Origin of the sequence: Falsiruegeria litorea R37, from assembly GCF_900172225.1 — a bacterium.
Taxonomy (GTDB): domain Bacteria; phylum Pseudomonadota; class Alphaproteobacteria; order Rhodobacterales; family Rhodobacteraceae; genus Falsiruegeria; species Falsiruegeria litorea.
The window spans coordinates 287,991-313,120 of sequence record NZ_FWFO01000004.1 but is presented as its reverse complement, the minus strand read 5'-3'; the positions used below and the strand labels follow the sequence as shown (position 1 = coordinate 313,120).

Genomic DNA, 25,130 nt, shown 5'->3' with positions numbered 1-25,130 from the left:
TCCTCTAAGACACTCAGAAATCAGGGGATCACAAGGGCGCGCTGATCATCGCGGCCCATGGAAACCAGGAATGGGTCCTCGGCTTGCAGCGCTTGGAACTGCGCCTTGTCACCCATGCCGCGCCAGTTGCCCAAGGCCAGCGATTGCGCGACTGCACCGCCCAGGGTCGCGCCCGGGCCGGTAACAATGAACAGATCGGGGGCAAATTCACGCGCGGCGGTCTGTATTGCGTGGGTGAAATCATAAGCCTTGGTCACCTGATGGCCCAGAGTGTAGTCCCACAGTGCCTGCGGGTCGCAAGCTCCCGGCCACCAGATCTTGCCACGTCCGTCAATCATCGGGCGGTCGGGTTGGGTGAAGAGGCTAACGGGCAACCGCGCGCGCCCTTCGGCCGCGACCGGCGCTTGCAGGGACGTGTGGAACGCCGCATGGTTGGCAAGGCGCATGGGGAACCGTTCTTGCACGGTAGGTTGGCTCGCCTCAAACGCCTTGAGCCCGGCCTCGTTTCCGGCCAACACCAGCATCCCGCCCAGATCGATGGACAGCGCCAGATCGCAGCCTTGCGCGGCATTGATCCGGGCCACATCGGCCAGCAATTCAGCCTTGCGCGCAGGGTCGTTTTTCCAATCGTCCCCGACAAAGGGATAGACCAGTTGCCCGCCAATGAGTTGCTCCTGCATCAGCGTGCCCATGGTGTTCACGACGCGGAACCCATCCTGTGGCGACAGTGCCCCGGCCGCAGCCAAGGCGATGTACCAGCCCATAGAATTGCCGGTCACGGCGACCACGTCGATATCTTTGGCCAGCGCCTGCGCGTCGGCCAGCGAGGCCGCGTAGATCAGGGGTGAGGCGACATCCCCGCGTGAATAAGTACTGACGGTAAAGCGACTGGCGCTATCCAGTTCGGTCACAGATTTCTGATTGGCATCGGCGCGGATGGCATCAAAGCTGCGGAACATCTCCATCCGACCCGCATGATGGCGATGCAGATAGCCAAGCTCGGGCTTGTTGTACGTCCCGCGTCCGGGGCAGATCACGACGGCAGTGCGAGTCATGTGTTGGCTCCTGTCAGGGCAAGCGCAGCCGCGACGATCCCATCTTTCGACGGCAAGGGTGCAGCGTAGGCGGGGCCAGTGGCGATAAAGCTGTCCTCGGCCGCGACGCGAGCAATGGGGTGATCGCTCTGTTCCGTGAACAGCGTCATCAGCGCCTCGGACTGGCTGCCGGTGCGGCGGCATTCGTCGACAATTAAGACGTGTTTGCAGTCTTTTGTCGCTTCAAGCAGCGCGTCTTCCGGCAGGGGCGCAAGCCATCGCATGTCAATGATACGCGTGTTCAGTCCGGCCGCCTGCAACTCGGGCAACGCCTGCTTCGACAAGTAATGCCCGTTGCCATAGGTCACAATCGCCAGATCGGTACCGTCGCCGTGCACGCCGACTTCACCCAAGCCGATCCGCTGATCGGGAGAGGGGTAGGTCGTCATCCAGCCGCCATCCTGCGCGCCGTGCAAATCGCGCATCGGGTAAAGCGCAATGGGTTCCAGGAAGACGATCACCCGCTGCTCCTCGCGCGCGAGACGCACGCATTCGCGCATCATCTGCGCCGCATCCGCCCCGGTCGAGGGGCAGGCGATGATCACGCCGGGAATGTCACGCAGCACAGCCAGCGAGTTGTCATTGTGGAAATGCCCACCGAAACCCTTTTGATAGCCCAGCCCCGCGATCCGCAGGATCATCGGGTTGGTGAATTGACCATTGGAAAAGAACGGCAAGGTCGCCGCCTCGCCGCGCAGCTGATCCTCGGCGTTGTGCAGATAAGCGAGGAACTGGATTTCCGGCATTGGCAAGAACCCGTTGTGCGCCATGCCAATCGCCAGCCCCAGAATGGATTGCTCATCCAAAAGCGTGTCGATCATCCGATCCGGGCCAAAGCGTTGATGCAGCTTTTGCGTGACGCCATAAACGCCACCCTTGCGGCCGACATCCTCGCCCATCATGACGATCTCACCATATTCCAGCATCAGATCGGTCAGCGCCCAGTTGATCAGACGGCTCATCGGCTGAGGGTCGTCCATTGCCCGCATGTCCGAGCCAAAAATGGCGGCACGCTCATAGGCACTTGGACCGTTGGTGGGTTTGCAGTCACGTTTCGGCGGGATCAGGCTGGCCATGACGGACTGCGCATCCGCCAGATGCGGGCGCTTGGCGGCCTCTGCCGCAACACGGTCGGTCCGGGCGCAGGTGTCAGTGTAGACCGTCAAAGCTTGCTCTGGCGTCATCGCACCGGCTTGGTCCAGCAGGCGGACAGTATGCAGCAAAGGATCGTTGGCCTCGTCCGCCTCGACCTCAGACTTGCTGAGATAGGTGGTCGGGACATCGGCCCCCGCATGCCCGTAAAGCCGCACGGTTTTCAGGTGCAGAAAGGCGGGCTTGCGGCGGGTGCGGACGTATTCGGCGGCCTCTTGCGCCACGGCAAAGGTTTCAAAGATGTCCAGACCGTTGGCCCGGAAATACTTGAAGCCAGGGCGGTGTTCCATCGACATCTCGATCCAGCCCTTGGGAGTCTTGGTCGAAATACCGATCCCGTTGTCTTCGCAGACCATGAGCAGCGGCAAGGGCACCGACTGGATCGCGGTCCAACCAGCCGTGTTGATCGCCCCCTGCGCGGTCGAGTGGTTGGCGGATGCATCCCCAAAGGTACACACTGCAATCCCATCCTCGGGCAATTCGCGATGTTCGGGCGCGTGGCGGCGGGCCGATCCCAGCGAATAGGCCGCGCCAACCGCCTTGGGCAGATGGCTGGCGATGGTCGAGGTCTGCGGCGGGATCATCAGCGCCTTGGAGCCCAGCACTTTGTGTCGGCCGCCCGACGTCGGGTCTTCGGAAGAACACGCAAAACTCAGCAGCATGTCCCAAGCGATCTGCTGTCCCGGCACCTGATCGGCGCGCGCGATCTGGAACGCCGCATCGCGATAGTGCAGGAACGCAATGTCATCGGGGCGCAGCGCATGGGCCACCGCCGCCATCCCCTCGTGCCCGGACGAGCCGATGGTATAGAACCCCTGCCCCGCCTTTTGCATCGCCCGGCTGGTGCGATCCAAGGCCCGGCTGAGCACCTGCGCATGGTAGAGCGACACCGCGTCCGTCTTGCTCAACCCCTCACATGGCGGCGCGCCTGTGGGCAGGTCGCCCGAGGCCACGCGAGACAGGAAGTTTTCGTGAACGATCTGAGCGCGATCCATGTTTTGGCCTTCTCTTGCGGGGTGCGGGGTGATGCTCCGACCTCAGGGTACACGCTTGGTGGGCGCGTGCGAAATGCTCATGCGGCGTCCCGCATGATGGTTGTACTGCTCCTATATCGCTCTGGATCAGGGAAAGCGCGAGTGATAATAAATCCAAAAGGCATGAGGAAAACTCATATGATTGCACCCCGGCGCTTTCTCCCCTCGATCAACTCCCTTCTCGCGCTGGAAGCCGTCGACAGGCTTGGCAGCGCATCTGCTGCGGCGGGCGAATTGTCCTTGACGCAAAGTGCTGTTAGCCGACAGTTGAAGACGCTGGAGGAGCAATTGGGCGTCGCCCTGATCGAGCGGTCGCAAATGCGGCTGCAACTGACACCGGCGGCCCAAGAATATGTGGAAACCGCAAGAGCACTCTTGCAACAACTGGCGCAGGCCTCGCTCAAGCTCAAGGCCAATCCGCAGGGCGGCTCGCTGCAACTGGCCATCCTGCCGGCCTTTGGCATGCATTGGCTGGCGCCGCGATTGCAGGATTTTGCCCGCAAGAACCCCGGTGTGACCCTAAACCTGAACACCCGCTTGCGCCCGTTTGAGTTCAGCACCGAAGGGTTCGATGCTGCCATCCACTTTGGCGCGCAGGACTGGGCCGGGGTGAACTATCTGGAACTGATGCGCGAAGAGGTGATCCCCGTCTGCGCGCCTGCCTTGATGGAACAGTCTGACGGAACACCCGAATGGCTTTTGTCGGCCTCGCTTTTGCACCTGGACACGCGACCAGACGCTTGGGAGCAATGGTTCGCGGCCCAAGGGGTCGAAGCGTTTGGCGTGCACGGTATGTTGTTTGATCAGTTCTCGACAATGATACAGGCTGCGGTTCACGGGCTTGGCGTTGCCTTGCTGCCCAGCTTTATGGTGGTGCAGGACGTGTTGGATGGGCGATTGGTCTGTGCCTGGGATGGACCCTCGGTCAGCCTTGGGCGCTACTATCTGGTCTGGCCGCAAGGAACGACAGCCTCGGCACCGCTGCAGGCCTTTCGCGACTGGTTGCACGGCCAACTGACACCACCGAGCAAGTAGCATGCATCAAAACTTGCCGTTGTCATTCTTCCACTCGGACGCGGGGGCCACCTTTTCAACCGTGTCCCAATGCTCGACGATGCGCCCCTCTGACAGGCGAAACAGGTCGTAAAGGGCACTGTGTTGCCCGTTTCGGCTCCCCTCACACACAGTGAGCACAAAATCCCCCTCGGCGAGAATCCGATGCAAATGGCGATAGCCCACTGCCGACTTGTCAGAAATGTGCTGTGCCAGCCTGGTCAAGTCATCCGTCAGATGCGGGTTGTGCTCGGTAAACGCGCCTTGGGTAATCCAGTCGTCCAGACGCTCCAATTGCCTTGCGATCAAAACCGTTTGGACAAAGTCGCGGACGGTCGAACGGTTGTCCTCTGTCTGCTCCAAATTCCGGGCCTCAGTCGGCCCACCCACCATGTCATGACCCGATGGGTTCGGCCCCAGCCGGGGTTGGATGTTGTCCCAGTGTTCAACCGCTTGCCCTTGATCGAAACGAAACACCTCGAACCCGATGTTGCGGCGCGAAAAGTCGTATTCGGTGTGCGCAAAGACAAAGTCGCCATCTTCAAAGGCGCGCACGATGTTGACCTTGGGGTTGGTCTGCGACAGCCGCTTGAAAAGGGCGGCCAGCCCTTCACTGCCCTCATGGGTCTGCGGGTTGTGCTGAATATACTTTGCCTCGTTGACAACAGAAATCGGCTCGGGGTCGCCGGTTTCGATACTCTTGAGCAACGCGTGAATTCGGTCCTTGTTGGACATTTTCTTGCCTCCTCTCGGGTCAAACCAAACCATGCACTTCGGCGAATGGATCATGGTCGCGATCCTCGTACCACGTGTATTCACACCATTTGGCGACCTCGAGCGCTCGGTCGCGTCCATGCATGCGTTGGATCGCACCAAGCGCCATGTCCATCCCGGCCGAAACGCCCGAGGATGTGAGGATGTTCCCATCCTCAACCCACCGCGCCTTGGGCACCCAATCAACCTTCGGTCCTTGAGCCGCAACCCAAGCAAATGCCGCCTTGTTGGTGGTGGCCCTGCGGTTGTCCAGAATACCTGCACGGGCCAGCAAGGCGCTGCCGGTGCAAACGCTCAGGGTGAACTCGGCGTGCACTGACGCCCTTGCAATCCACGCGAGTAGGCTTGCGTTTTTGACCTCGCGCCGCGTGCCTGCACCACCGGGCACAAACAGGATGTCGTGGTCCATTTTGTCGGCGGTTGTGGCAGTGGCATGAGCCGACAGGCCTTGATTGCTTGGCACCGGGCCGCTGGTTTCGGCAATCAATTCGAGGGCATAATCCTCGGGAAGCAAGCCAAACATCTCCATCGGACCAAAGACGTCGAGCAATTCGAACCCCGGGAAAATGAGCGCTGCAATTTTGCGCATGGAACCCCCTCAAATCCAAATGAACATAGGGGGTGATGTTACAAGGTTGAAGTCACCTTGCAACCTGCGCGGCCTGTCGGCCTTGCGTCCTGCGGACGGCGGGGGCCGGGCAGGCTCGGGCTTTGCCCGAGCCTGCCCGGCCCAACGGGAGGAGATGTTTCGCCAGAAACGTCGACGACGGGCGGGAGTTCCCCCGTCTTGTATTGCTCAGACGTCCAGCGAGCGGGCGATGAGCTCTTTCATCACCTCATTGGTGCCGCCATAGATCATCTGGACGCGAGCGTCGGCATAGAGGCGGGCGATGGGGTATTCCATCATGAAGCCATAACCGCCAAAGAGTTGCAGACACTCGTGCATCACTTCGTTCTGCACTTCTGACCCCCAGTATTTCACCATCGAGGCCGTGGTTGCATCCAGCTTGCCCTGTTCCAGTCGCGCGATGCAGTCGTTGACAAAGCTGCGCAGCAGTTCCGCCTTGGTCTTGCATTCCGCAAGCTTGAAGCGCGTGTTCTGGAAATCCATCACGCGCTGACCAAAGGCCTTGCGCTCTTGCGTGTATTTCACTGTCTCTGCAATGGCGAAATCGATGGCACCCAGAGCCATGATTCCGATGGTCAGGCGCTCCCAAGGCAACTGTTTCATCAGTTGGTAGAACCCTTGCCCCTCTTCCGGGCCGATCAAGTTGGTCATCGGCACCTTGACGTCTTCAAAGAAGAGCTCGGCGGTGTCGTTGGCCTTCATCCCCAGTTTCTTGAGGTTGCGGCCGCGGCGGAACCCTTCGGTGCCATCCGTCTCGACCCCGATCAGGGAAACGCCTTTGGCCCCTTGGGTTTTGTCGGTTTTGGCAACGACAATGATCAGATCTGCGGTCTGGCCGTTGGTGATAAAGATCTTGGAGCCGTTAATCTTGTAGTGGTTGCCATCCTTCTCGGCGGTCGTGCGCACGGACTGCAAATCGGATCCCGTGCCTGGCTCGGTCATGGCAATCGCGCCAACCATTTCGCCCGAGACCAGTTTGGGCAGCCACTTCTGTTTCTGCTCTTCACTGCCGTAGCCCGCGATGTAATGCATGACGATGGACTGGATGCCAAAGCCCCAACCACTGTCCCCGCGGGCGGCCTGTTCATACATCAGGACCGAGTCAAACCCCATGCCGCCACCAACACCGCCGTATTCTTCGGCGATCGTGCCACCCATCAGACCAGCTTCGCCCGCCTTGTTCCAAAACGCGCGATCAACCACGCCATTGCCATTCCAGGTCTCGATGTTCGGAACCAGTTCGTCATCCAGAAACCGGCCGGACATTTCGGCAAACATTTTGTGTTCTTCGGTGATCCAATTGGCCGTCGGGGTAAAGAGCGTCATCTTACGCGTCCTCCAAAAATGCAAGTTGCCAACATGTTACCTGTGCTGATGTTTCAAACCAATCTGGATAACGCGGCGTCCTCTTGGGACTACGCAACGTCCCTTTTCTTTTTGGACTTCTCCCTTGACCCGCAACTGTCCGAATAAGTAACCGACCTCTTTATAATCTGCGCGGCCTATCGGCCTTGCGTCCTGCGGACGGCAGGGGGCCAGGCTCAGGTGGGCAAAGCCCACCTGAGCCTGGCCCAACGGGAGGAAATGTTTCGTTAGAAACATTGACGACGGGCGGGAGCACCCCCGTCTTCTGCGGTTCAGCTCACTCGGTGGCGCAGTCCCTTGCCAGGGGGCTGTTCCGGCCCTCCGGCAAAACATTGGGCAATCGACAACCATTCTCTGGCGATCGGTCCTTCCGCCACCAAATCGGTGTCCGCGACGTTCCGCGTTTGGGCCGATACCTGCGCAAACTCTACCGCAGATCCGCTGATCTTGTTGTCACCCGGTTCGCCGAATTCCCAGATCGCACCAGACGGCGCGGTCAGCTCCAGTCTGGGCATGGCCGCAGGCACATCACGCCCGTTGACCTTATAGGCCCAGCCAAAGGTGTTCACGCCCAGCACAACGATGTTTTTGACCCTATCCTGCTCCTGACGCTTCAGTCCAAGGATGTCGAATACTTCTTGCCCATGGGCCCAAGTCTCCATCTGCCGGGCCGTGATTGACGACCGCACCGACATGTCCGGGCCTGCCCATTTAACGCGTTGCTTGGGGTCCAGATCGACCCAGCGGGCGCCAATGTCTCGATAGAGCTCTTGCCAAGCCGCGCGCAATTCCTCGCCGCGCAGGGTGATCATGCTGTTTTCAGTCGCCCGAAATCCGACCTTACCGATCCCGGCAAACGTCTCGGCGAGACGTGCCTGAAAGGCACCCTCGTCCATCAGGGACAGATCCGCCATCTGGTTCCAGAAGTGTAAGTGCACCAACACATCATTCAGGGTCCACCCCTTGAACTGGGTTTCCGTGTCCCACTGGTTACCCGAGACACCCTCAAACGCTGCATTGAGCGCCTCGCTCTCGGCCAGAAAATCCGTTGCCTGTTCCATTTACTCCTCCAACGTCGCGTTCAGCCGTTCAATGGCTTCAAGATAGTCCTCTTTGAACTGCTGCACGACAGCAGTGGCCGAAGTCGCTTGATTCATCAGGCCCACGCCCTGGCCGACCCAATAGGTAGACAGTTTCTCAGCGCCCTCGTGACCCGACTGGGCAAGCTTCTCGACCTTTCGCAATGCCGGTTCCGAAACCAGAGACTGATGCGGCATGGGAAGTGGATTGGGGCCTTCGTTTTCCCACGCCTCCGTCCACGCCGATTTCAACTGGCGCGAGTTCTTGCCGGTGCGCGAGCGTGCCCGGATTGTGTCCGACGAGGTCGCCTCGAGCATCTTCTCCTTGATCTGCTGCGGCGGCTCGCCTTCGGCCGTGGTTAGCCAGACCGAGCCGCACCAAGCACCCGCCGCGCCCATGGCCATGCCAGCGGCCATCTGCGCACCGTTGACGATGCCACCTGCGGCCAGAACCGGCGTGCCCTTGGCAACCGAAACCACCTCGGGTACCAGCACGATCGTGGACACTTCACCGCAATGGCCACCGGCCTCACCACCCGCTGCGACCAGAATGTCGACACCAGCCTCAACCTGCAATGCGGCGTGTTTCTTGGACCCGACGAGCGCGGCAACCGGAACCCCGGTCGCGCGCGCGCGCTCCATCATGATCGGCGGCGGCGTGCCAAGAGCATTGGCGATCAGCTTGATGGGATACGAGAATACGATGTCCAGCACCTCCTCGGCACCCGCCTCGTTCATGTTGTCCGAGAAATGCATCATATCCAAACGGCTGTCATCCAGCCCGTCGGTGCTCACACCGTGCCTTTGCAGCACGGAATCGGCAAAGCCGGTGTGCGTTTCCGGCAGGGCGGACAGCAGTTGCTCGGGCGTCGGTGCAGGGCCTTTCTGCTTCTGGATCGAGGTCGGCACGATCAAGTCGACGCCATAGGGTCTGCCGTCACAATGGGCGTCGATCCAGTCCAGCTCTTCGCGCAGCTTGTCCGGCGGGGTCATCACCGCGCCGAAAACACCCATGCCCCCGGCCCGGGACACGGCGGCCACGACATCACGGCAGTGGCTAAAGGCAAACAGCGGAAATTCGATGCCAAGCTGACGGCACAGGTCGGAATTCATTATTCGGTCTCCTCAATCTCGATCATCACATCCCCGGCAGTAAGCTGTTGCCCTGCCTTGACGTGCACAGCGATCACCGTGCCATCAACGGCGGCGGTGATCTGATGTTGCATTTTCATGGCTTCCAGCACGGCCAGTCGGTCACCCTTGCTGACGGTCTGTCCAGCTTCTGCCGTCACTTCGACCACCAGGCCGGGCATAGGGGCCGTGACACGCCCTCCAGCAGCGGCCGCATCGTCATGCGCGCCTGGGCGCAAACGGCGGAAACTCAGGCGTTCCGCCCCCACGGCGATCTGCACCGTATCGCGGGTGACATGAGACACCACATCGACGGTCTGGGTGTTTATCCGGGCTCGAGTGTGGCCGTTGGCCCGACCGGAAAAGGACACATCGAACTGCGCCTCTCCTACCCATACGGTCCATCCATCGGGCTTGGCCAGTGCGCGCGGCGTCAGCTCCTCTTCACCGAACATCAGGGGCACATGCAACGGCAGAAGGGCTGCACTGGACCAGCCCATTTGATCATCCGAGACATATCCCGCCGCCTGTTTGGTGCGCTTCTGGTCTGCATCCAGCAGCAGCGCCAGCGCCAGCGCCACATTGGCTGGGCTCGCCTGTGTCAACGGAAACCCATCGGGATAGGCCTGATCCAGAAAAGCGGTTGTCGCCTCTCCCCTGGCAAAGGCTTCTTGCCCCAGAACATCCACCAGAAAGGCCGAGTTTGTGACGGTGCCCAACAGGACCGACTCCTTGACGGTCTTGATCAGCCGTGCCCGCGCCGCCTCGCGGCTGGGGCCATAGGCGATGAGCTTGGCCAGCATCGGGTCGTAGAAGGGCGACACCTCTTGCCCGGTCACGACGCCCGCATCAACACGCACACCCGGCCCCGTGGCAGGTTGCCAGAGGTCGATGGGCCCCGTGGCGGGCAGATAGTCGTTGGCCGGATCTTCGGCGTAGAGGCGTACCTCGATCGCATGACCAGTCAGAGTCACGTCCTCCTGGGTCAGTGACAGGGTCTCGCCCTGTGCCACGGCGATCTGCATCGCCACCAGATCCAGCCCCGTGACCAGCTCTGTCACCGGGTGCTCCACTTGCAGACGCGTGTTCATCTCAAGGAAATAGAACGCCCCCGAGCTGTCGAGCAGAAACTCCACCGTTCCGGCCCCGCGATAATCCACCGCACGGGCGGCATCGACCGCTGCCGCACCCATCCGGGCGCGCAGATCGGGGGTCATCACCGGGCATGGGGCCTCTTCCACCACCTTTTGATGACGCCGCTGTACGGAACAGTCACGCTCGCCCAGATGGATCACGTTGCCATGCGTGTCGGCAAAAACCTGAATTTCCACATGCCGGGGCTCTAGGATGGCCTTCTCAAGGATCAACTCGCCCGAACCAAAGGCATTCTCGGCCTCCGAGCGGGCCAGAGTGATCGCTTCTGCCAGGTCTGCGCTGTCATGAACCAGGCGCATGCCACGCCCGCCTCCGCCTGCTGCGGCTTTGACCATGATCGGAAAGCCAATCTTGCCTGCGGCCTCGATCAGAACAGCGTCTGACTGATCCTCGCCCTCGTACCCCGGCACACAGGGGACACCCGCCGCGATCATAAGGCGCTTGGCTTCGGCCTTGTTTCCCATCGACAGGATGGCCTTGGGTTCCGGTCCGACAAAGGTCAGACCAGCCCCCTCAACCGCCTGCGCAAAATCCGAGTTTTCGGACAGAAAGCCATAACCGGGGTGGATCGCCCCTGCACCGGTTTGCTGCGCGGCCTGCAAAATCTTGTCACCCACCAGATAGCTGTCGCCGACCGGCCCTTCACCGATCCAGACCGCCTCGTCCGCAAGCGTAACATGTGGGGCCTTGGCGTCTGCGGTGGTGTAAACCGCCACGGCCCGCAGACCCAGGGATTGGGCCGAGCGGATCACACGGGCGGCAATCTCGCCCCGGTTCGCCACAAGGAGTGTGTCAAATGCCATGGGTTATCCCCCTGCCCAATTTGGTTTGCGTTTGTCGAAGAATGCGGAAATCCCCTCGCGCGCCTCGTCCGAGAGCATACGATCCGCGAAAGTATCCGCCGCCATTTGCCGCTGCTCGGCGCGGGTTTGAAGCGGCAGGGCTGCGAGTTGTTTCTTGATGGTGGCCAGCGCCACCGGAGCAGCGGCCATCACCTTGGCCTGCTGTTCTGCAAGGGCCCTGTCCATATCGGCAACGACGTAATCCACGAGACCCACCTGGCGCGCAGTATCGGTGTCCAGCATTGCACCGGTCAGCATCAGTCGCCGTGCGGCAGGCATCCCCAGGCGCGACACAACAAAAGGGGCGATCTGTGCGGGTGTAAGGCCAATGCGCGTCTCGGACAGGCTGAATTTCGTGCCTTGAGACGCGATCACCATGTCGCCGATACAGGCCAGACCAAAGCCGCCTGCCATCACTGCACCCTCAACCGCCATCACAGTGAACTGCGGCAACGCAGCGACCGCGTCAAACAGATCGGCGGCGCGCAGGCTGAGCGCCACGACATCGTCTTTTGATGCGCCGCCCTGAAACACTGTCTTGAAGGATTTCAGATCGCCACCAGCGCAAAAGATGCCACCGCGCCCGCGAAAGGTGACGCCACGAATGGGGGCCGTTTGCAGGGCTGCGCACAGCTTGATCAGAGCGTCAACGCGGGCGTTGGTCAGCGGGTTGCGTTTTTCGGGTTCGTTGAACCAGACGGTCAACCACGCGCCGTCCAGTTCCAATTCCAGATGTTGAGAAGTTGGCAGCATGATCAGAACCTGTGTACGCCATACGAGGTGGGCTTGACCTTGCGCACGCGCGCCTCGATGCAGGTTTCCAGGCAAAAGCCCAACACCCGGCGGGTATCGCGCGGGTCAATCACGCCATGATCGATACAGCGACCCGAGGTGTAGAACGCCCCTTCTTGTTTGGTGAAATGCTGGGTGATCATCGCCGTCTGCATCTTGAGCTTGTCCTCGTCCGGCTCGATGCCTTTGCGCTTCATGCCTGCGCGTGCCACCATCTCCATCGTACCGGCCGCCTGTTCGCCCCCCATCACGCCGGTTGCGGCATTGGGCCAGGCAAAGAGGAAATCGGGGTCATAGGCATAGCCGCACATGCCATAGTTCCCGGCCCCGAAACTGGCCCCGATGTAGAGCGTGATCTTGGGCACGTCGACCGAGGTGACGGCCTGGATCATTTTGGCCCCATGTTTGATCATGCCCCCCTGTTCAGATTGCGTACCAACCATGAACCCAGTGATGTTATTGAGGAAAATCAGCGGCATGTCAGCTTGGCCGCAAAGCTGAATGAACTGCGTTGCCTTGTTCGCGCCAGCCGGATCAAGTGGGCCGTTATTGCCCAGAATACCAACCGAAATCCCATTGATCGCCGCCTGCAAACAGACGGTGGCAGGGCCAAAACCTGGTTTGAAATCCTCAAACTCTGACCCATCCACGATGCGTGCCACAACCTCGCGTACGTCGTAGGGTTGGCGGTAGTCAACGGGCACCACGCCCGCGATTTCCTCAGGATCGTAAATTGGAGGCTGCACGTCCTTTTCCCGACGCTGAGGCAGAGATTTGTTCCAGTCCAGACGCGCCATCACATCGCGGGCCATTGCAACGCCATGGGCGTCATCTTCGGCCAAATACTCGACCAGACCTGACGTGGTCGCGTGCATCTCGGACCCGCCCAGATCACGGTCATTGGCCTTTTCACCGGTCGCGGCGTGGGTCAGTGCAGCCCCGGCCAAAGCCGCCATTCCGTTCTTTTTCACGCCGACCACGTAATCGGCCAGCCCAGGCATGTATGCTCCGCCCGCTGTGGACGGCCCGTGCAGCACGGCCACATTCGGCAGGCCAGCTGCCGAATGGCGCGCCAGATTGCGGAACAGCTTGCCGCCATTGGCCCAGAACTCGACCTTGTATTCCATCAGATTGGCCCCGGCGCTTTCCACCAGGTGCACAAATGGCAGGTTCTGTTTCAGCGCCATGTCCTGCGCGCTCAGGAAAGCGGCACCCGACATCTCAACCATCGAGCCTGCCTTGATGCCCGCGTCATCGACAATGATCATGCAGCGCACGCCCGAAACAAAACCGATGCCTATGATCAGAGAGGCACCGGGCACCGATTTCTCGGGGTCTTTGTGATCGACGCAATAGCCCGCCAACCCATGGATCTGTAAAAACGGCATGCCCGGGTCGAGCAGATGTGCCAGACGGTCGCGTGGCGTGATCTGACCGCGCGCTTCCATCCGCTCACGGCGCTGTTCCGACAGCGCGACGGGCCGTGCCTCGAGCGCGCGCATTTCATCGATCAGCGCCAACATGTCGGCACGGTTCCTGGCATAGCTTTCCGAGTCGCGAACGACCTGGCTGACAAAACCCATCAGATGCCTCCTTCGTTTGAATTGACGATCAGACCCGCCGGGATTTGCACCGACGTGGCGAGCAAAGTTTGGGCAAAGCTCTTGCCCTGTGCATCGTTGCGCAGCGAGGCGACACCGCCCCCACCCAACACATCATGCATCAGAATGTTCATCGAATGGGTGCCCGGCAAATGGTAGCGATCAATGCCGCCTTGCAGATGGTTCGCAAAACGTGCCGCAATCACATCCTCGCTCAGGGCGGCCCAGATGTAGGGTAGGTAGGCGGGATGCCGTGCAATGACGCCGATATTGGCCTTATCGCCCTTGTCGCCGGATCGGGCCCAGGCAAGCTCTTCGAGCTTGCGTTCGGTCATGTCTGCGCTGGTATCGGGTGCCTGCGGCACGCCGGGTGCTGTTTTGGGCGTTTGGATCAGCGGCAGATTGGGCGTCTGGAATGCGACGGCCTTGCCATTCAACGAAATGCGATAAGTCAGATCGGTCGCCGGAACCAGGAAAGAAAACAACGCAACCACCGGAGACGGCCGCGGTCGCCCGCCTGCGGTGAAAATATGCAGACCCGGAGGCGTCGCCAAAGCAGCCCCAGTGAGTTCTTTCAAAAACAACCCAACCGCGCGTGCATCGTCATGGCGCACGGCAGCCTTGAATGAAATCTCTTCATAGTCACCCTCACCGGGCTTGCCGCCAAATGCCTCAAACGAAACCTCGCGATAATCTGGCGCCTTCATTTTGCTCAGCACGGCGCGCGCACGGTCCAGCCCGGCCTGGGCAAAGGCCCGCGCCTTGGCGCGCGCATCGCGTCCGTTGACGAGAAAGGTCAGACCGGCACGGAATCCATCAGCCCAAGTGGCCGAAACCTTCAACTGACCCGTGGGTGCCCGACCTTTGGTGCCGGTCACACGAACCCTGTCCGGTCCATCCTGCGTCATCGCAACCTGGGTGAAGTCACACGCCACATCCGGCAGCAGATAGGCGCTTGGATCGCCGATTTCATACAGCATCTGTTCGGCGCAGGTCGCAGGCGTGACACATCCGGTCGTGCCTTCGGGCTTGGTCAGGATCATTGAGCCATCGCCCGCAACTTCGGCCACCGGGTAGCCGATCTTGGCGATGTCGCCGGACTGCTCCCAATCGGTGAAATTGCCACCCGTGACTTGCGGCCCACACTCCAGCAGATGCCCCGCCAGCGAGCCCGCCGCCAGCAGATCATGATCATCCACGGTCCAACCAAAGTGGTGCATGCACGCCGCCAGTGTCAGCGCGCTGTCCACGCAACGCCCTGTGATGACAATATCTGCGCCTGCCTCAAGCGCGGCCACGATCGGAGCCGCACCAATGTAGGCGTTCATCGAGGCGATCTTCTCTACGGGCGGCATGGGCGCGCCGGAAAACATCTCTGTCTCACCCGCAAACTCGGCGGCGCGCGGCAACAGATCGTCGCCTTCGACCACCGCCACGTGCAGGTTCAACCCCGCATCGGCAATCTTGGCGCGCAAAGCTTCGGCACAGGCCACCGGATTCACCCCGCCCGCGTTGGACAGGACCTTGACCCCCTTTTCGGCGATCGCCGACAGGTTGCGCCCCATTGCGTCCGAAACAAAGTCGGCAGCATAGCCTTTGTCTGGGTCCTTCAGTCGGGCGCGGGCCATGATCGACATGGTCACCTCGGCCAGGTAGTCATAGACCAGAACATCCAGATCGGGCACGCGCAACAATTGCGCCGTTGCATGCTGGGCCTCGCCCCAGAACCCGCTGGCCCCGCCAATTTTCAGTGGCTTTGTCACGTTACGTCCCTCCCTTCAGACGGCGAAATCCAGTTTACAGACCGCCTGTTCTGTTTTTATGGTCCTGCTCAACCCCACCGGTCAACGGTGATTTGACAAACCGACGCCACGGAACATGACAGAGCCACAAACCAACAAACCTTCGCTGCAGGACAAACGCTCGCAAGCCATGCGAGCCAAGATCTGCCGTGCCGCCATCGATTGCCTGGACCGACTTGGTTACGCCGAAACGACATTCGCCAAAATCCAGGCCAAGGCCGGTGTCTCTCGCGGTGCGATCACCCATCACTTTCCCACCAAACAGGCGTTGGTGGCTGCCACAGCCATGCAACTGCTGAGCAATGCCCAAAGCCCAGTTGCTCGTTCAGACACCACAACAGGCGCGCTACCAGTCTATGATCTGATCATGACATCGTGGAACCGGATCGTGAACTCTTCCGGAGGCCGCGCGATTGTAGAAATCCTTGTGGCTTGCCGCACCGACGTCGAATTGTACCAGTTGCTCGAAGAGAGCCTCAAGGACTGGGACCGATCCAATGTCACGCTGATCGCGCAGTTTTACACCAGCGCCAGCGGTGACCCTGAAGACACGGAACTGCTGTGGAGTATCGCGCGAAACTTTTTGCGCGGGCTGCTTTTGCACGAAAAATTCGTCTCGTCGCCCGAATACCTGACGCGGATGATGGACCGCTTTGCCCGCATGATGGAAAGCCAGCTGTCCGTCCGCGCTCCTTCTGATTTGAACCAAGGATAACCCGATGACCCTGCCTTCCCCCTTCATGACCCCCGAGCGCGAAGCCTTTCGCCGCGACATGGCCCGCTTTATCGACAGCGAAATCAAGCCAAACATCGAACAATGGGAAGCAGACAAGGGCGTGCCGTGGGAGTTGCATGCCGCAATTGGTGCTTTTGGCGTTTTTGGTTTCGGCATCGACGAGAAATACGGCGGTCTTGGGTTTGAAGACGCGTTCATGCGTCATGATTTCAACGAGTTGCTGTTTGGCTGCGGCGCATCGGGTGTGGCTGCAGCAGTTGGCGGTCGGGCGATTTCGATCAGTCCGATTGCCAAGTTTGCGTCCGAAGAATTCAAGACCACCGTTCTACCGGAAATCCTGGCGGGTCGCATGATGTCGTCCCTGGGAATTACCGAACCGGGCGCGGGTTCGGATGTGGCTAACATCACCACCAAGGCCGAGCGCAAGGGTGGCAAGTGGATCCTGAACGGCGAGAAAACCTATATCACCGGCGGCATGGACGCCGAATGGTTCGTCATTGGCGCGCGAACCGGTGGGCCGGGACTGGCAGGGATATCGCTGTTTTTGGTGCCACACGACGCGCCGGGTTTTAGCCGCACGCCCCTTGGAGGCAAGATGGGCTGGCACTGCTCGCAGCAAGCAACGCTGCACATGGACGATTGCGAACTGCCCGAAAGCGCCCTTTTGGGACCAGAAAACAAGGGTTTCATCGCGATCATGAACAACTTCAACTTCGAGCGTCTGTCGCTGACGTCCGGCTCGTTGGGGATGATGAAAGTCTGCTATGAAAGCGCGCTCGATTGGGCTCGGGAACGCAAGACATTCGGCCAGCGGCTTATCGAGCATCAGGTCATCGCCCACAAGTTTGCCGAAATGTCAGCCAAAATCGACCTGAACGAAGCTTACATCGAACGCATCTGCTGGGCCATCAATCAGGGCCTGATGCCGGTTGCGGAACTGGCCAAAGCCAAAGTGCAAGCCACCAAGTCGCTTGAGTTTGTAGCCTCTGAGGCAATGCAGGTCTTTGGCGGTGCCAGCTATATGGTCGGCAACCCGGTTGAACGGGTTTGGCGCGAGATCAAGATCATGGCCATCGGCGGTGGATCCGAGGAAATCATGCGCGACCTGGCAGTGCGACAGATGGGATTGGCCGGGCAGTGATTGAACGTCACCCAATCGGTTCACGCGTTGTGCGACGCGGACCGGAACTGTTAGACATCTGCCGTTGAAAGCACCTCGGCGTACCGGCTGATCTGCGCGTCGTCCTGCCCGCCAATCAGCAGGTACTCATAACCATCGCGCCCCCAGACAGCGGCGCTCATCCCTTCCATCTGCGACAGCTCTGGTTGTGGCGAGCGCCCCTTGTTCGACCGGATGATGCACAATGCCAATGGATCACCACCCTCGGTCAGGAACGTCAGCTGAATCAGTGGCTTGCCATTGAAACTCAGCACCTGCGCACGTTTGTATTCTGCTCCTGGCAACATATCGAGCTCGGCGGGTGTCAACATCTTGCCTATCGCCACCGCCACCCGGTCCAGCTCAACCTGCTGGGCGGTTTCATCCTGCTGAATGTGCGACAAGGTTTCCGTAGAATAAAGCGCCTGATACGCCGCCACATAAGCCAACCAGCCCGGCTGCGGCGCACGGGTCAAATACGCGCCGCTGCTCAAACCGATGGCCAACGCAAGGCTCGCCACCAAGGCAAGGCTCCCAAGACCATAGCCGCGCGATGCGGGCGTTTCAGGCAGAACAGGCGCAGGACGGTCCTGCGCCAGCAGCGCGGCAAACCCATCCGAAATGGCCTGTTTGTCGATCTGCAACGCATCCAGTCGCTGCCGCAGCACAGCGTCCTCTTTCAGCGCCTCGCGAATGGCGGCCGCCGGCGCGTGATCTTCTTCGCCGTCAAGAAAGGCGACAAGCTCTTCGTCTGTGAAGGTTCTATCTGCCATGGCGCGTGCCTTTTTCGTATTCGAACATCTGGCTGATCGTGGCCCGTGCACTGGCCAGACGGCTCATGACGGTGCCGATTGGGATATCTAGGATCTCGGCCGCCTCTCGGTAAGCATAGCCCTCGACGTAAACAAGGACCACTGTGGCACGTTGCGCCTCGGGCAGGCGCAGAATGGCCACCATGACCTCGCGGTTGAGCACCGCAGTTTCCGGACCGGGTTTCAGATCGCGCAGATCAGCATCCTCGATGGCGACCAACCCACCGCCTGTGCGCACTGCGGTCTTTCGCAGCTCACTGATCCACAGGTTGTGGGCGATGCGAAACATCCACTTGGCCAGATCAGTGCCGACCTCGAAGCGCTCAGCTTGCTCTATGGCGCGTACGCACGTGGCCTGAGTCAGATCGTCTGCGCCTTCGGGCTTGCCGGTCAAGGTGAGGCTATACCGCCAAAGGCGAGGAAAAACGCCTGCAACTCCATCACGCACGATCTCATGCGATGTCTGACGCCGCCAAAACTTCATTCCTCATCCCGTCTCGTTACTCTTCGCTTTCTGCCACCAGATAAGCGATCAGATCGTCGATCTGCTGTTCCTTTTTCAGCCCCGCAAAGGACATCTTGTTGCCCGGCACCAGTTCCTTGGGCTTGGTCAGAAACGCCCTGAGCGTCTCGGCATCCCAGGTCAGCCCTGCCTCAAGCAGCGCGGGCGAGTATTTGAACCCATCAACCTGCCCCGCTTGCGCACCGACGATACCATAGAGCGTCGGCCCAACCTTGTTCTTGCCTTCCTTGACCGTGTGGCAGGCCTTGCACTTCTTGAACACTTTCTTGCCGGCCTTGGCGTCGCCTTCGGCCCAAGCGCCCGTGTTAAAGGCGCCCAAAACCAGTGCCGCCCCAATGATCATCCGTTTCATACCTTGTCCCTTGCCTGGCGTTTTTGCTGGGATGCGGGACGGTGACACGCTTAGCGCGTGTCACCGCTCGCACACAAAACACACACTCGTTACTCAACTGTAAGATTACTTCTCGAACACCATACGCACCGTCACGGGCGTGACCCGCGTGATCCCCGGCAGCTTGGCCAGTTTCATCAAGGTATCGATGCCCGCGTCGATACCCAGATCGGCGGTCGACAGCATGATCATGTTGGCGGTCGTCACCAGTACACGATCCTCGCTCAGGCGCGCCACCAGCAGCTCGGCCTCGATGTCAGCCTCAAGACCACCCAGAGACAGAACACCCTCGAAATCGGTCAGTGTGGTTTCACCAACGCCCAGCGCGTCCAACTCTTCCATGTCAACTTCACCCGCCAGAGTGGCCTTGGCATCAGCAGCCCTGAACACATGTTCGATCATCCGTTCGTTGCGGATATCGATGTAGGTTTCGACCGAGCCAAGCTGGATCGAAACCGCCAACTCTCCGGCCTCGCTGACCGTTCCGATCACATCTTCGAAATGATGCACTTCACCTACGGTGTCTTTCTTGATCGAACCAAAAGCGATGCTCGACTGGTCCGCGACCGAGGTCCAATTGGCGTGCCCGCCCGCTTGGGCAAAAGTGGCAAGGCTGGTCGTCATAAGCGCCGCAGTGGCGAGGCGGGTCAGGTGTTTCACAGCGGGTTTCCTCTGGTTATCTCATGCGCAAATCACGCTCTGATATGAAAACGCCCAAGCCCTGACGTTTATTCGAAGGAAAAAGAGAAAATTCACGAATCCCCCGTCAACGCACTGAAATCAAAAAGAACTATCTCACCGCATCAGAGGACCGATAGGCCCGCGGCGTCATCCCTGTCCAGGATCTAAACGCCCGAATGAATGCGCTGGCCTCGCTAAAACCGGTCTGATTGGCGATCTCTTCGACAGATACGTCCGACGTCGCCAATAGCCGTACCGCCAGGTCGCGACGCACCTGTTTGCGGATGTCAGAATAATCCACGCCCTCTTTCTTCAGACGCCGCCGCAGGGTGTGGCTGGGCATTGCCAATGCCCGACCAACCTCATCCATGTCGACCAATCGCCCCTCACTGGACAGAACGCTATCGACGATCACTGACACCTCGAGAGACAGGCCCGAGGTGCTGTCCATGGGTAAAAATGCGTCCAAAGGCGTACGTCGAGCATAGGCGATCGCCTGCTCCTCGGTCCGGATCAGGGGCAGCTTCATCAATGTCGCAGGCAAGGCCAACCCGCTATTGGTCTGATCAAACAGCAACGGAGCCCGCAAGAACATGCTGCGATATTTGTAGGCATGTGGCGGGGCAGGATAGTCGAACCAGGCCCGATTGATCGTCCCCAGATTGCCCGCCAGCCAGGCCATCATTCGATTGACCAGCATCAGGATCATTTCGATCGCAACCTCGTTCTGAACCACGCGACCAGGAATGCGCGTCATCTCGAACATCACATTGCTGCCGGATGAGCGCAGTGAATAGCGAAACGAGTTGTCGCCCAGGTCCATGAACTGAACTGCCCGCTCATACCCCTCGCCCAAGGTTGCCGCCTGACTGACATAGGACGCCATGATGGCGGTCCACCCGATACGCTGCGGGCGGTGATGCAATCCGGCCAACTCGTCATCTAGGGTCAATGTCACGGTGCGAACCAACTTGACGAATTCAGGCACAGTCAAATCTCGCGGTGTATTCCCCAACCCCGCGCGCGACAACAGCGCCACCGGGTCAACCCCGCGCCGTTCGGCCCCTGCAAGCAGGTTGATGGCAATCGCCGTTGGTATCTGAACCGCCATACCCTGTCACTTAATGTCTATTTTTTTGCACCGCCAGATCATTGTTGGCATCCCCCTGCCCTGTCACGCTGCGTTCCAAACAGAGATCGGAGGATTCCCATGGCGAATGCCGCCTATATTTACGACGCCATCCGCACCCCGCGTTCGCGCGGCAAGGCAAATGGCTCATTGCATGAAGTCAAACCCGTTCAGTTGGCCGCCGGTCTGCTGCGCGAAATGCAAAGCCGCCACGACCTGGATACTGCCTGTGTCGGTGATGTGGTGCTGGGCTGTGTCTCTCCAACCGGGGACCAGGGCAGTGACATCGCCAAAGGTGCAGTTCAAGCGGCACATTGGGATGAAAGCGTCTCAGGCGTTCAGCTTGACCGCTATTGCGGGTCTGGCCTTGAGGCGGTGAACACCGCCGCCGCCAAGATCGCAAGCGGGCAAGAGGACCTGATGGTTGCCGGTGGCGTCGAATCCATGAGCCGCGTGCCTATGGGGGCCTCGGGCGGAGCTATGTACATGGACCCGGATATGATCATGGACCAATGCGCCGTGCCCCAAGGCATCGGCGCCGATCTGATCGCAACCATCGACGGCTACACCCGCGAAGACGTGGACGCCTATGCCATGGAAAGCCAACGTCGCGCCGCGCATGCCCGCGACAACGGCTGGTTCGATAAATCCGTCGTCCCCGTCAAGGATGAAGGTGGTCTGACCATTCTGGCAAAGGATGACTTCATCAAACCCGACACCGACATGCAGAAACTGGGCGCCCTGAACCCGTCGTTCGCCGCTATGGGCAGCTTTGGCTACGACGACATGGCCTTGTCGAAATACCCCGAGGTCGCGCGCATCAACCACGTGCACACGCCTGGCAACTCTTCCGGCATCGTGGATGGCTCCGCCGCCGTTCTGATTGGCTCAGAGCAGGCAGGCAAGGACCTCGGCCTGACCCCGCGCGGTCGCATCGTCCAGGCCACCATGATTGCCACCGATCCCGTCATCATGCTGGCAGGCCCCGGCCCCGCAGCGCAGAAATGCTTGGACAAGGCCGGACTGACTGTGGACGACATCGACCTGTGGGAAATCAACGAAGCCTTCGCCTCGGTCGCCATGCGCTACATGAAGGACCTGAGCATCGATCACGAAATCACCAACGTCAACGGTGGTTCGATCGCCATGGGTCATCCCTTGGGCGCAACCGGCGCGATGCTGGTCTCGACCATGCTGGATGAGCTGGAGCGCCGCGATGCCAAACGCGCGATGCTGTCGCTGTGCATCGGTGGTGGCATGGGCATCTCGACCCTGATCGAGCGCGTGTAAGGAAGGACCAGACACATGGCATTTGCATATGACAAGGACTCGGACGGCATCGTCACCATCACCATGGACATGGACGGCCCCGTTAACGCGATGAACGATCAGTTCTGGCCACTGTTCAAGGGCGCGATGGACCGGATCGAGGCAGAAGACGACCTGAAAGGCGTGGTCTGGACCTCGGCCAAGGAGACCTTCTTTGCCGGTGGTGATCTGAACATGCTCAAGGGTATCACACCCGACACCGTGGGCGACCTTTTTGAACAGGTCGAGGCCACCAAGGCCGTCATGCGACGCATGGAAAAACTCCCCGTCCCGATGGTTGCCGCCATCAACGGCGCGGCCTTGGGCGGTGGGTACGAGATCTGTCTGGCCTGCAACCACCGCATCGCCGCCGACAACCCCAAGACCAAGATCGGCCTGCCCGAGGTCACCCTGGGCCTGCTGCCCGGTGGCGGCGGCGTGGTGCGCCTGACCTATCTGCTGGGACTTGAGGGCGCGATGCCCTTCCTGTTGGAGGGGCGTCAACTCAACCCGCAAAAGGCCCTCAAGGCAGGTCTCATTCATGAGGTCGTGGCCCCTGACCAGTTGCTGGCTCGTGCCAAAGAACACATCCTTTCGGTTCAGGGAGATGAAGCCGCCGTTACCCAACCCTGGGACACCAAGGGTTACAAAATTCCCGGCGGCCCTTCGGCCTCGCCCAGGAACGCGCCGCGCATCGCCGGTGCTGCCGCGATGCTGTTCAAGAAAACCCGCGGCCTGATGCCTGCGCCAACGCGCATTCTGGACATCATGACCGAAGCAGCAGGCCGCGTGGACTTCGACACCGCGCAACGCTACGAAAGCCGCCGTTTTGCATCGCTGACGCCACTGGCACCGACCAAGAACATGATCGAAACCCTGTTTTTTGGCATGAACAAGGTCAATGGCGGCGCCTCGCGCCCCAAGGACATCCCACGTACGAAAATCGCGCGTCTGGGCGTTCTGGGCGCGGGTATGATGGGTCAGGGGATCACCTATTCGGCGGCCATGGCGGGCATTCCTGTGGTGCTGAAAGACATGAGCATAGAAGCGGCCGAACGCGGCAAGGCTTATACCGAAAAGCTGCTGAACAAGCGCGTCGACAAGGGCCGCATGACGGCCGAACAGCGTGACGCCGTGCTGGCGCTGATCACGCCGACTGACAAGACCGAAGACGTGAAAGGGTGCGACCTGATCATCGAGGCCGTGTTCGAAAAGATCGACGTCAAGAACGCGGTACTGGCCGAGCATGAAGAATTGCTTGCGACGGGCGGTTTCTGGGGATCGAACACTTCGACCCTGCCGATCACCCGTCTGGCGGGTGCATCCAAGAAGCCCGAGAATTTCGTCGGCCTGCACTTCTTCTCGCCTGTCGACAAGATGCCCCTGCTGGAAATCATCGCAGGCGATCAGACCTCGGACGAAACGCTGGCGCGCGCCTTTGACTTTGCCCGTCAGATCAAGAAAACCCCGATCATCGTGGGCGACAAGACCGGGTTCTACACCTCGCGCACCATCTCGACCAAGATGTTCGAGGCGCTGCAACTGGTGGCCGAGGGACAAGACCCCATGCGCGTCGACAACCTGTCACGCCTGACGGGGATGCCCACCGGTATGCTGTCACTGCTCGATGAGGTGCAGTTGAAACTGGCCAACGACATCTATGGCACGCAGGTAGAAATGGGCTTGCTCGACCCCGAGCAGGAAGCCACGCCAGAAGCACGCAAGATGGTGCACGAGTTGGTCAGCCAGCACGATCGCCACGGCCGCGCCACCGGCAAGGGCCTGTATGATTACACGTCCGAGGGCAAGGTGATCTGGCCCGGTCTGGCCGCCTGGCGCAAAGAGGGCACCGACCTGCCCGATCAGGACATCCAGGACCGCATCCTGTTCCGCGCGGTGCTGGAAACGCTCCGCTGTTTGGAAGAGGGCGTCTTGCGCTCGGTCGCGGATGGCAATGTGGGTTCGATCTTGGGCATCGGTGCGCCGGTCCACACGGGCGGCTACATCCAGTTCGTGAACACCTATGGTCTGGATCGGTTTGTTGCGCGCTGCGAGGAACTGGCCGCAAAATACGGCGACCGCTTCACCCCGCCCGAAATCCTAAAACAGCACGCTTCCGAACAGAAGCTGTTTGCCTGAACCCCTTTGCCAGGCCGTCGATCAGGCGGCCTGGTGCTCCAACGCCTGATCCAACAAAACCCGGGCTGCCGCCTTGGCATCGCGCGCAGGCGCGCCGCTGTTGATCAGGACCGACGACACGATGGCACCCTCTTTCAAGAGCAGCATCTGACTGCCCAGACAATCCGGGTCTTTTGCCCCCGCCGTCTTGGCGAGCCCCGTCAGGTGCTCCAGCAGGATCTGCTTGTGGCGCGCGGCCTGCTGATGGATCGGATGCTCGGCTTCCTGAAACTCGGAGCAGGCCTTGATGAACATGCAACCGCGATAGTTGTCCTCTTCAAACCATTCGGCCAGCGCATCAAAGCCCGCGATCAACTGCCCCTCGGGCGTGTCTGCCATCTCGGCCACACGGTTCAGAAACCATTCGCGAAAATTCCGGTCGCGCAGCTCCAACGCGGCCAGAATCAGGTCGTCCTTGGTGCGGAAATGCTTGTACATTGACGTCTTGGAGACCCCGGTTTCCACCACCAGCTTGTCCATGCCCGTGGCATGGAACCCATCCCGGTAAAACACCTCCAAAGCCTTGGAGACCAACTCGTCTTTCTTGTTCGGGCGCATGGCTCGTCCTTGACATGAACTGATCAGTACATAGTCCGCCATCCGCCCTGCTGCAACGATAGGGGCCAGAGATGACGGTTTTCACACCCTTTCGTGTCCCCAACTGCGCATCAGATCACAAAACCGTATCTGGCTTGCAATAAGATTTACCGA

General features: G+C 60.2%; 22 protein-coding genes. 5 read left to right on the top strand and 17 right to left on the bottom strand.

Annotated features, from left to right (window positions below):
- Positions 1 to 20: 20 nt before the first annotated feature.
- Both TRL7639_RS19640 and TRL7639_RS19635 read right to left on the bottom strand, forming a co-directional pair.
- Positions 21 to 1,055 (bottom strand): ACP S-malonyltransferase, encoded by a 1,035-nt coding sequence (locus TRL7639_RS19640; protein ID WP_085797568.1) that lies wholly within the window; start codon positions 1,053 to 1,055, stop codon positions 21 to 23.
- Complete coding sequence (locus tag TRL7639_RS19635; RefSeq protein WP_085797567.1) at positions 1,052 to 3,241, bottom strand: dehydrogenase E1 component subunit alpha/beta; 2,190 nt, start codon at positions 3,239 to 3,241, stop codon at positions 1,052 to 1,054. Before TRL7639_RS19635 ends, TRL7639_RS19640 begins: the two co-directional genes overlap by 4 nt.
- Before the next feature lie 177 nt (positions 3,242 to 3,418).
- Between TRL7639_RS19635 and TRL7639_RS19630 the strand changes: the two genes are divergently transcribed.
- Positions 3,419 to 4,315, top strand: a complete 897-nt coding sequence (locus tag TRL7639_RS19630; RefSeq protein ID WP_085797566.1) for a LysR family transcriptional regulator — start codon at positions 3,419 to 3,421, stop codon at positions 4,313 to 4,315.
- Positions 4,316 to 4,321: 6 nt separating this feature from the next.
- On the opposite strand, the gene TRL7639_RS19625 is transcribed toward TRL7639_RS19630, so the two are convergent.
- From TRL7639_RS19625 to TRL7639_RS19585, 9 genes are all read right to left on the bottom strand, one after another.
- Entirely contained in the window at positions 4,322 to 5,068 is a 747-nt protein-coding gene (locus TRL7639_RS19625) for a nuclear transport factor 2 family protein (RefSeq protein ID WP_085797565.1), read from the bottom strand.
- 19 nt (positions 5,069 to 5,087) lie between these two features.
- Positions 5,088 to 5,696, bottom strand: coding sequence for a DJ-1/PfpI family protein (locus TRL7639_RS19620; protein WP_085797564.1), 609 nt, complete (start codon positions 5,694 to 5,696; stop codon positions 5,088 to 5,090).
- Between the two features lie 207 nt (positions 5,697 to 5,903).
- Entirely contained in the window at positions 5,904 to 7,061 is a 1,158-nt protein-coding gene (locus TRL7639_RS19615) for an acyl-CoA dehydrogenase family protein (RefSeq protein WP_085797563.1), read from the bottom strand.
- A 311-nt stretch (positions 7,062 to 7,372) separates the two neighbouring features.
- A complete protein-coding gene (locus tag TRL7639_RS19610) occupies positions 7,373 to 8,161 on the bottom strand; it encodes a TIGR03084 family metal-binding protein (RefSeq protein ID WP_085797562.1) in 789 nt (262 codons plus the stop codon).
- Entirely contained in the window at positions 8,162 to 9,292 is a 1,131-nt protein-coding gene (locus tag TRL7639_RS19605) for a nitronate monooxygenase (RefSeq protein WP_085797561.1), read from the bottom strand.
- On the bottom strand, positions 9,292 to 11,268 hold the full coding sequence (locus TRL7639_RS19600) for an acetyl/propionyl/methylcrotonyl-CoA carboxylase subunit alpha (protein WP_085797560.1): 1,977 nt from the start codon (positions 11,266 to 11,268) through the stop codon (positions 9,292 to 9,294). Before TRL7639_RS19600 ends, TRL7639_RS19605 begins: the two co-directional genes overlap by 1 nt.
- Positions 11,269 to 11,271: 3 nt before the next feature.
- Positions 11,272 to 12,060 (bottom strand): enoyl-CoA hydratase/isomerase family protein, encoded by a 789-nt coding sequence (locus tag TRL7639_RS19595; protein WP_085797559.1) that lies wholly within the window; start codon positions 12,058 to 12,060, stop codon positions 11,272 to 11,274.
- Positions 12,061 to 12,062: 2 nt separating this feature from the next.
- Entirely contained in the window at positions 12,063 to 13,682 is a 1,620-nt protein-coding gene (locus TRL7639_RS19590) for an acyl-CoA carboxylase subunit beta (RefSeq protein WP_085797558.1), read from the bottom strand.
- Entirely contained in the window at positions 13,682 to 15,463 is a 1,782-nt protein-coding gene (locus TRL7639_RS19585; RefSeq protein WP_085797557.1) for an acyclic terpene utilization AtuA family protein, read from the bottom strand. The genes TRL7639_RS19590 and TRL7639_RS19585 overlap by 1 nt, the downstream gene beginning before the upstream one ends.
- 115 nt (positions 15,464 to 15,578) lie before the next feature.
- Here TRL7639_RS19585 and TRL7639_RS19580 point away from each other — a divergent pair, with 115 nt between their 5' ends.
- On the top strand, positions 15,579 to 16,217 hold the full coding sequence (locus tag TRL7639_RS19580) for a TetR/AcrR family transcriptional regulator (RefSeq protein WP_085797556.1): 639 nt from the start codon (positions 15,579 to 15,581) through the stop codon (positions 16,215 to 16,217).
- Between the two features lie 4 nt (positions 16,218 to 16,221).
- Positions 16,222 to 17,379 (top strand): acyl-CoA dehydrogenase family protein, encoded by a 1,158-nt coding sequence (locus TRL7639_RS19575; RefSeq protein WP_207559696.1) that lies wholly within the window; start codon positions 16,222 to 16,224, stop codon positions 17,377 to 17,379.
- Positions 17,380 to 17,429: 50 nt separating this feature from the next.
- On the opposite strand, the gene TRL7639_RS19570 is transcribed toward TRL7639_RS19575, so the two are convergent.
- The 5 genes from TRL7639_RS19570 to TRL7639_RS19550 form a co-directional block, all read right to left on the bottom strand.
- Positions 17,430 to 18,170: an anti-sigma factor family protein gene (locus TRL7639_RS19570; RefSeq protein WP_085797555.1), complete on the bottom strand. Its 741-nt coding sequence runs from the start codon at positions 18,168 to 18,170 to the stop codon at positions 17,430 to 17,432.
- A complete protein-coding gene (locus tag TRL7639_RS19565; protein WP_085797554.1) occupies positions 18,160 to 18,693 on the bottom strand; it encodes an RNA polymerase sigma factor in 534 nt (177 codons plus the stop codon). The genes TRL7639_RS19570 and TRL7639_RS19565 overlap by 11 nt, the downstream gene beginning before the upstream one ends.
- Positions 18,694 to 18,709: 16 nt before the next feature.
- The gene (locus TRL7639_RS19560; RefSeq protein ID WP_085797553.1) at positions 18,710 to 19,084 is read right to left on the bottom strand and encodes a c-type cytochrome; all 375 of its coding nucleotides are present in this window, start codon (positions 19,082 to 19,084) and stop codon (positions 18,710 to 18,712) included.
- A 105-nt stretch (positions 19,085 to 19,189) separates the two neighbouring features.
- Complete coding sequence (locus TRL7639_RS19555) at positions 19,190 to 19,783, bottom strand: YceI family protein (RefSeq protein WP_235820462.1); 594 nt, start codon at positions 19,781 to 19,783, stop codon at positions 19,190 to 19,192.
- A gap of 130 nt (positions 19,784 to 19,913) precedes the next feature.
- On the bottom strand, positions 19,914 to 20,915 hold the full coding sequence (locus tag TRL7639_RS19550) for an AraC family transcriptional regulator (RefSeq protein ID WP_085797551.1): 1,002 nt from the start codon (positions 20,913 to 20,915) through the stop codon (positions 19,914 to 19,916).
- Positions 20,916 to 21,014: 99 nt separating this feature from the next.
- Between TRL7639_RS19550 and TRL7639_RS19545 the strand changes: the two genes are divergently transcribed.
- Both TRL7639_RS19545 and TRL7639_RS19540 read left to right on the top strand, forming a co-directional pair.
- Positions 21,015 to 22,223 (top strand): acetyl-CoA C-acetyltransferase, encoded by a 1,209-nt coding sequence (locus TRL7639_RS19545; protein WP_085797550.1) that lies wholly within the window; start codon positions 21,015 to 21,017, stop codon positions 22,221 to 22,223.
- Between the two features lie 15 nt (positions 22,224 to 22,238).
- Positions 22,239 to 24,380, top strand: a complete 2,142-nt coding sequence (locus TRL7639_RS19540; RefSeq protein WP_085797549.1) for a 3-hydroxyacyl-CoA dehydrogenase NAD-binding domain-containing protein — start codon at positions 22,239 to 22,241, stop codon at positions 24,378 to 24,380.
- Positions 24,381 to 24,401: 21 nt separating this feature from the next.
- Here the strand turns inward: TRL7639_RS19540 and TRL7639_RS19535 are convergent, their stop codons facing one another.
- Positions 24,402 to 24,977 (bottom strand): TetR/AcrR family transcriptional regulator, encoded by a 576-nt coding sequence (locus TRL7639_RS19535; protein WP_085797548.1) that lies wholly within the window; start codon positions 24,975 to 24,977, stop codon positions 24,402 to 24,404.
- Positions 24,978 to 25,130: the final 153 nt, after the last annotated feature.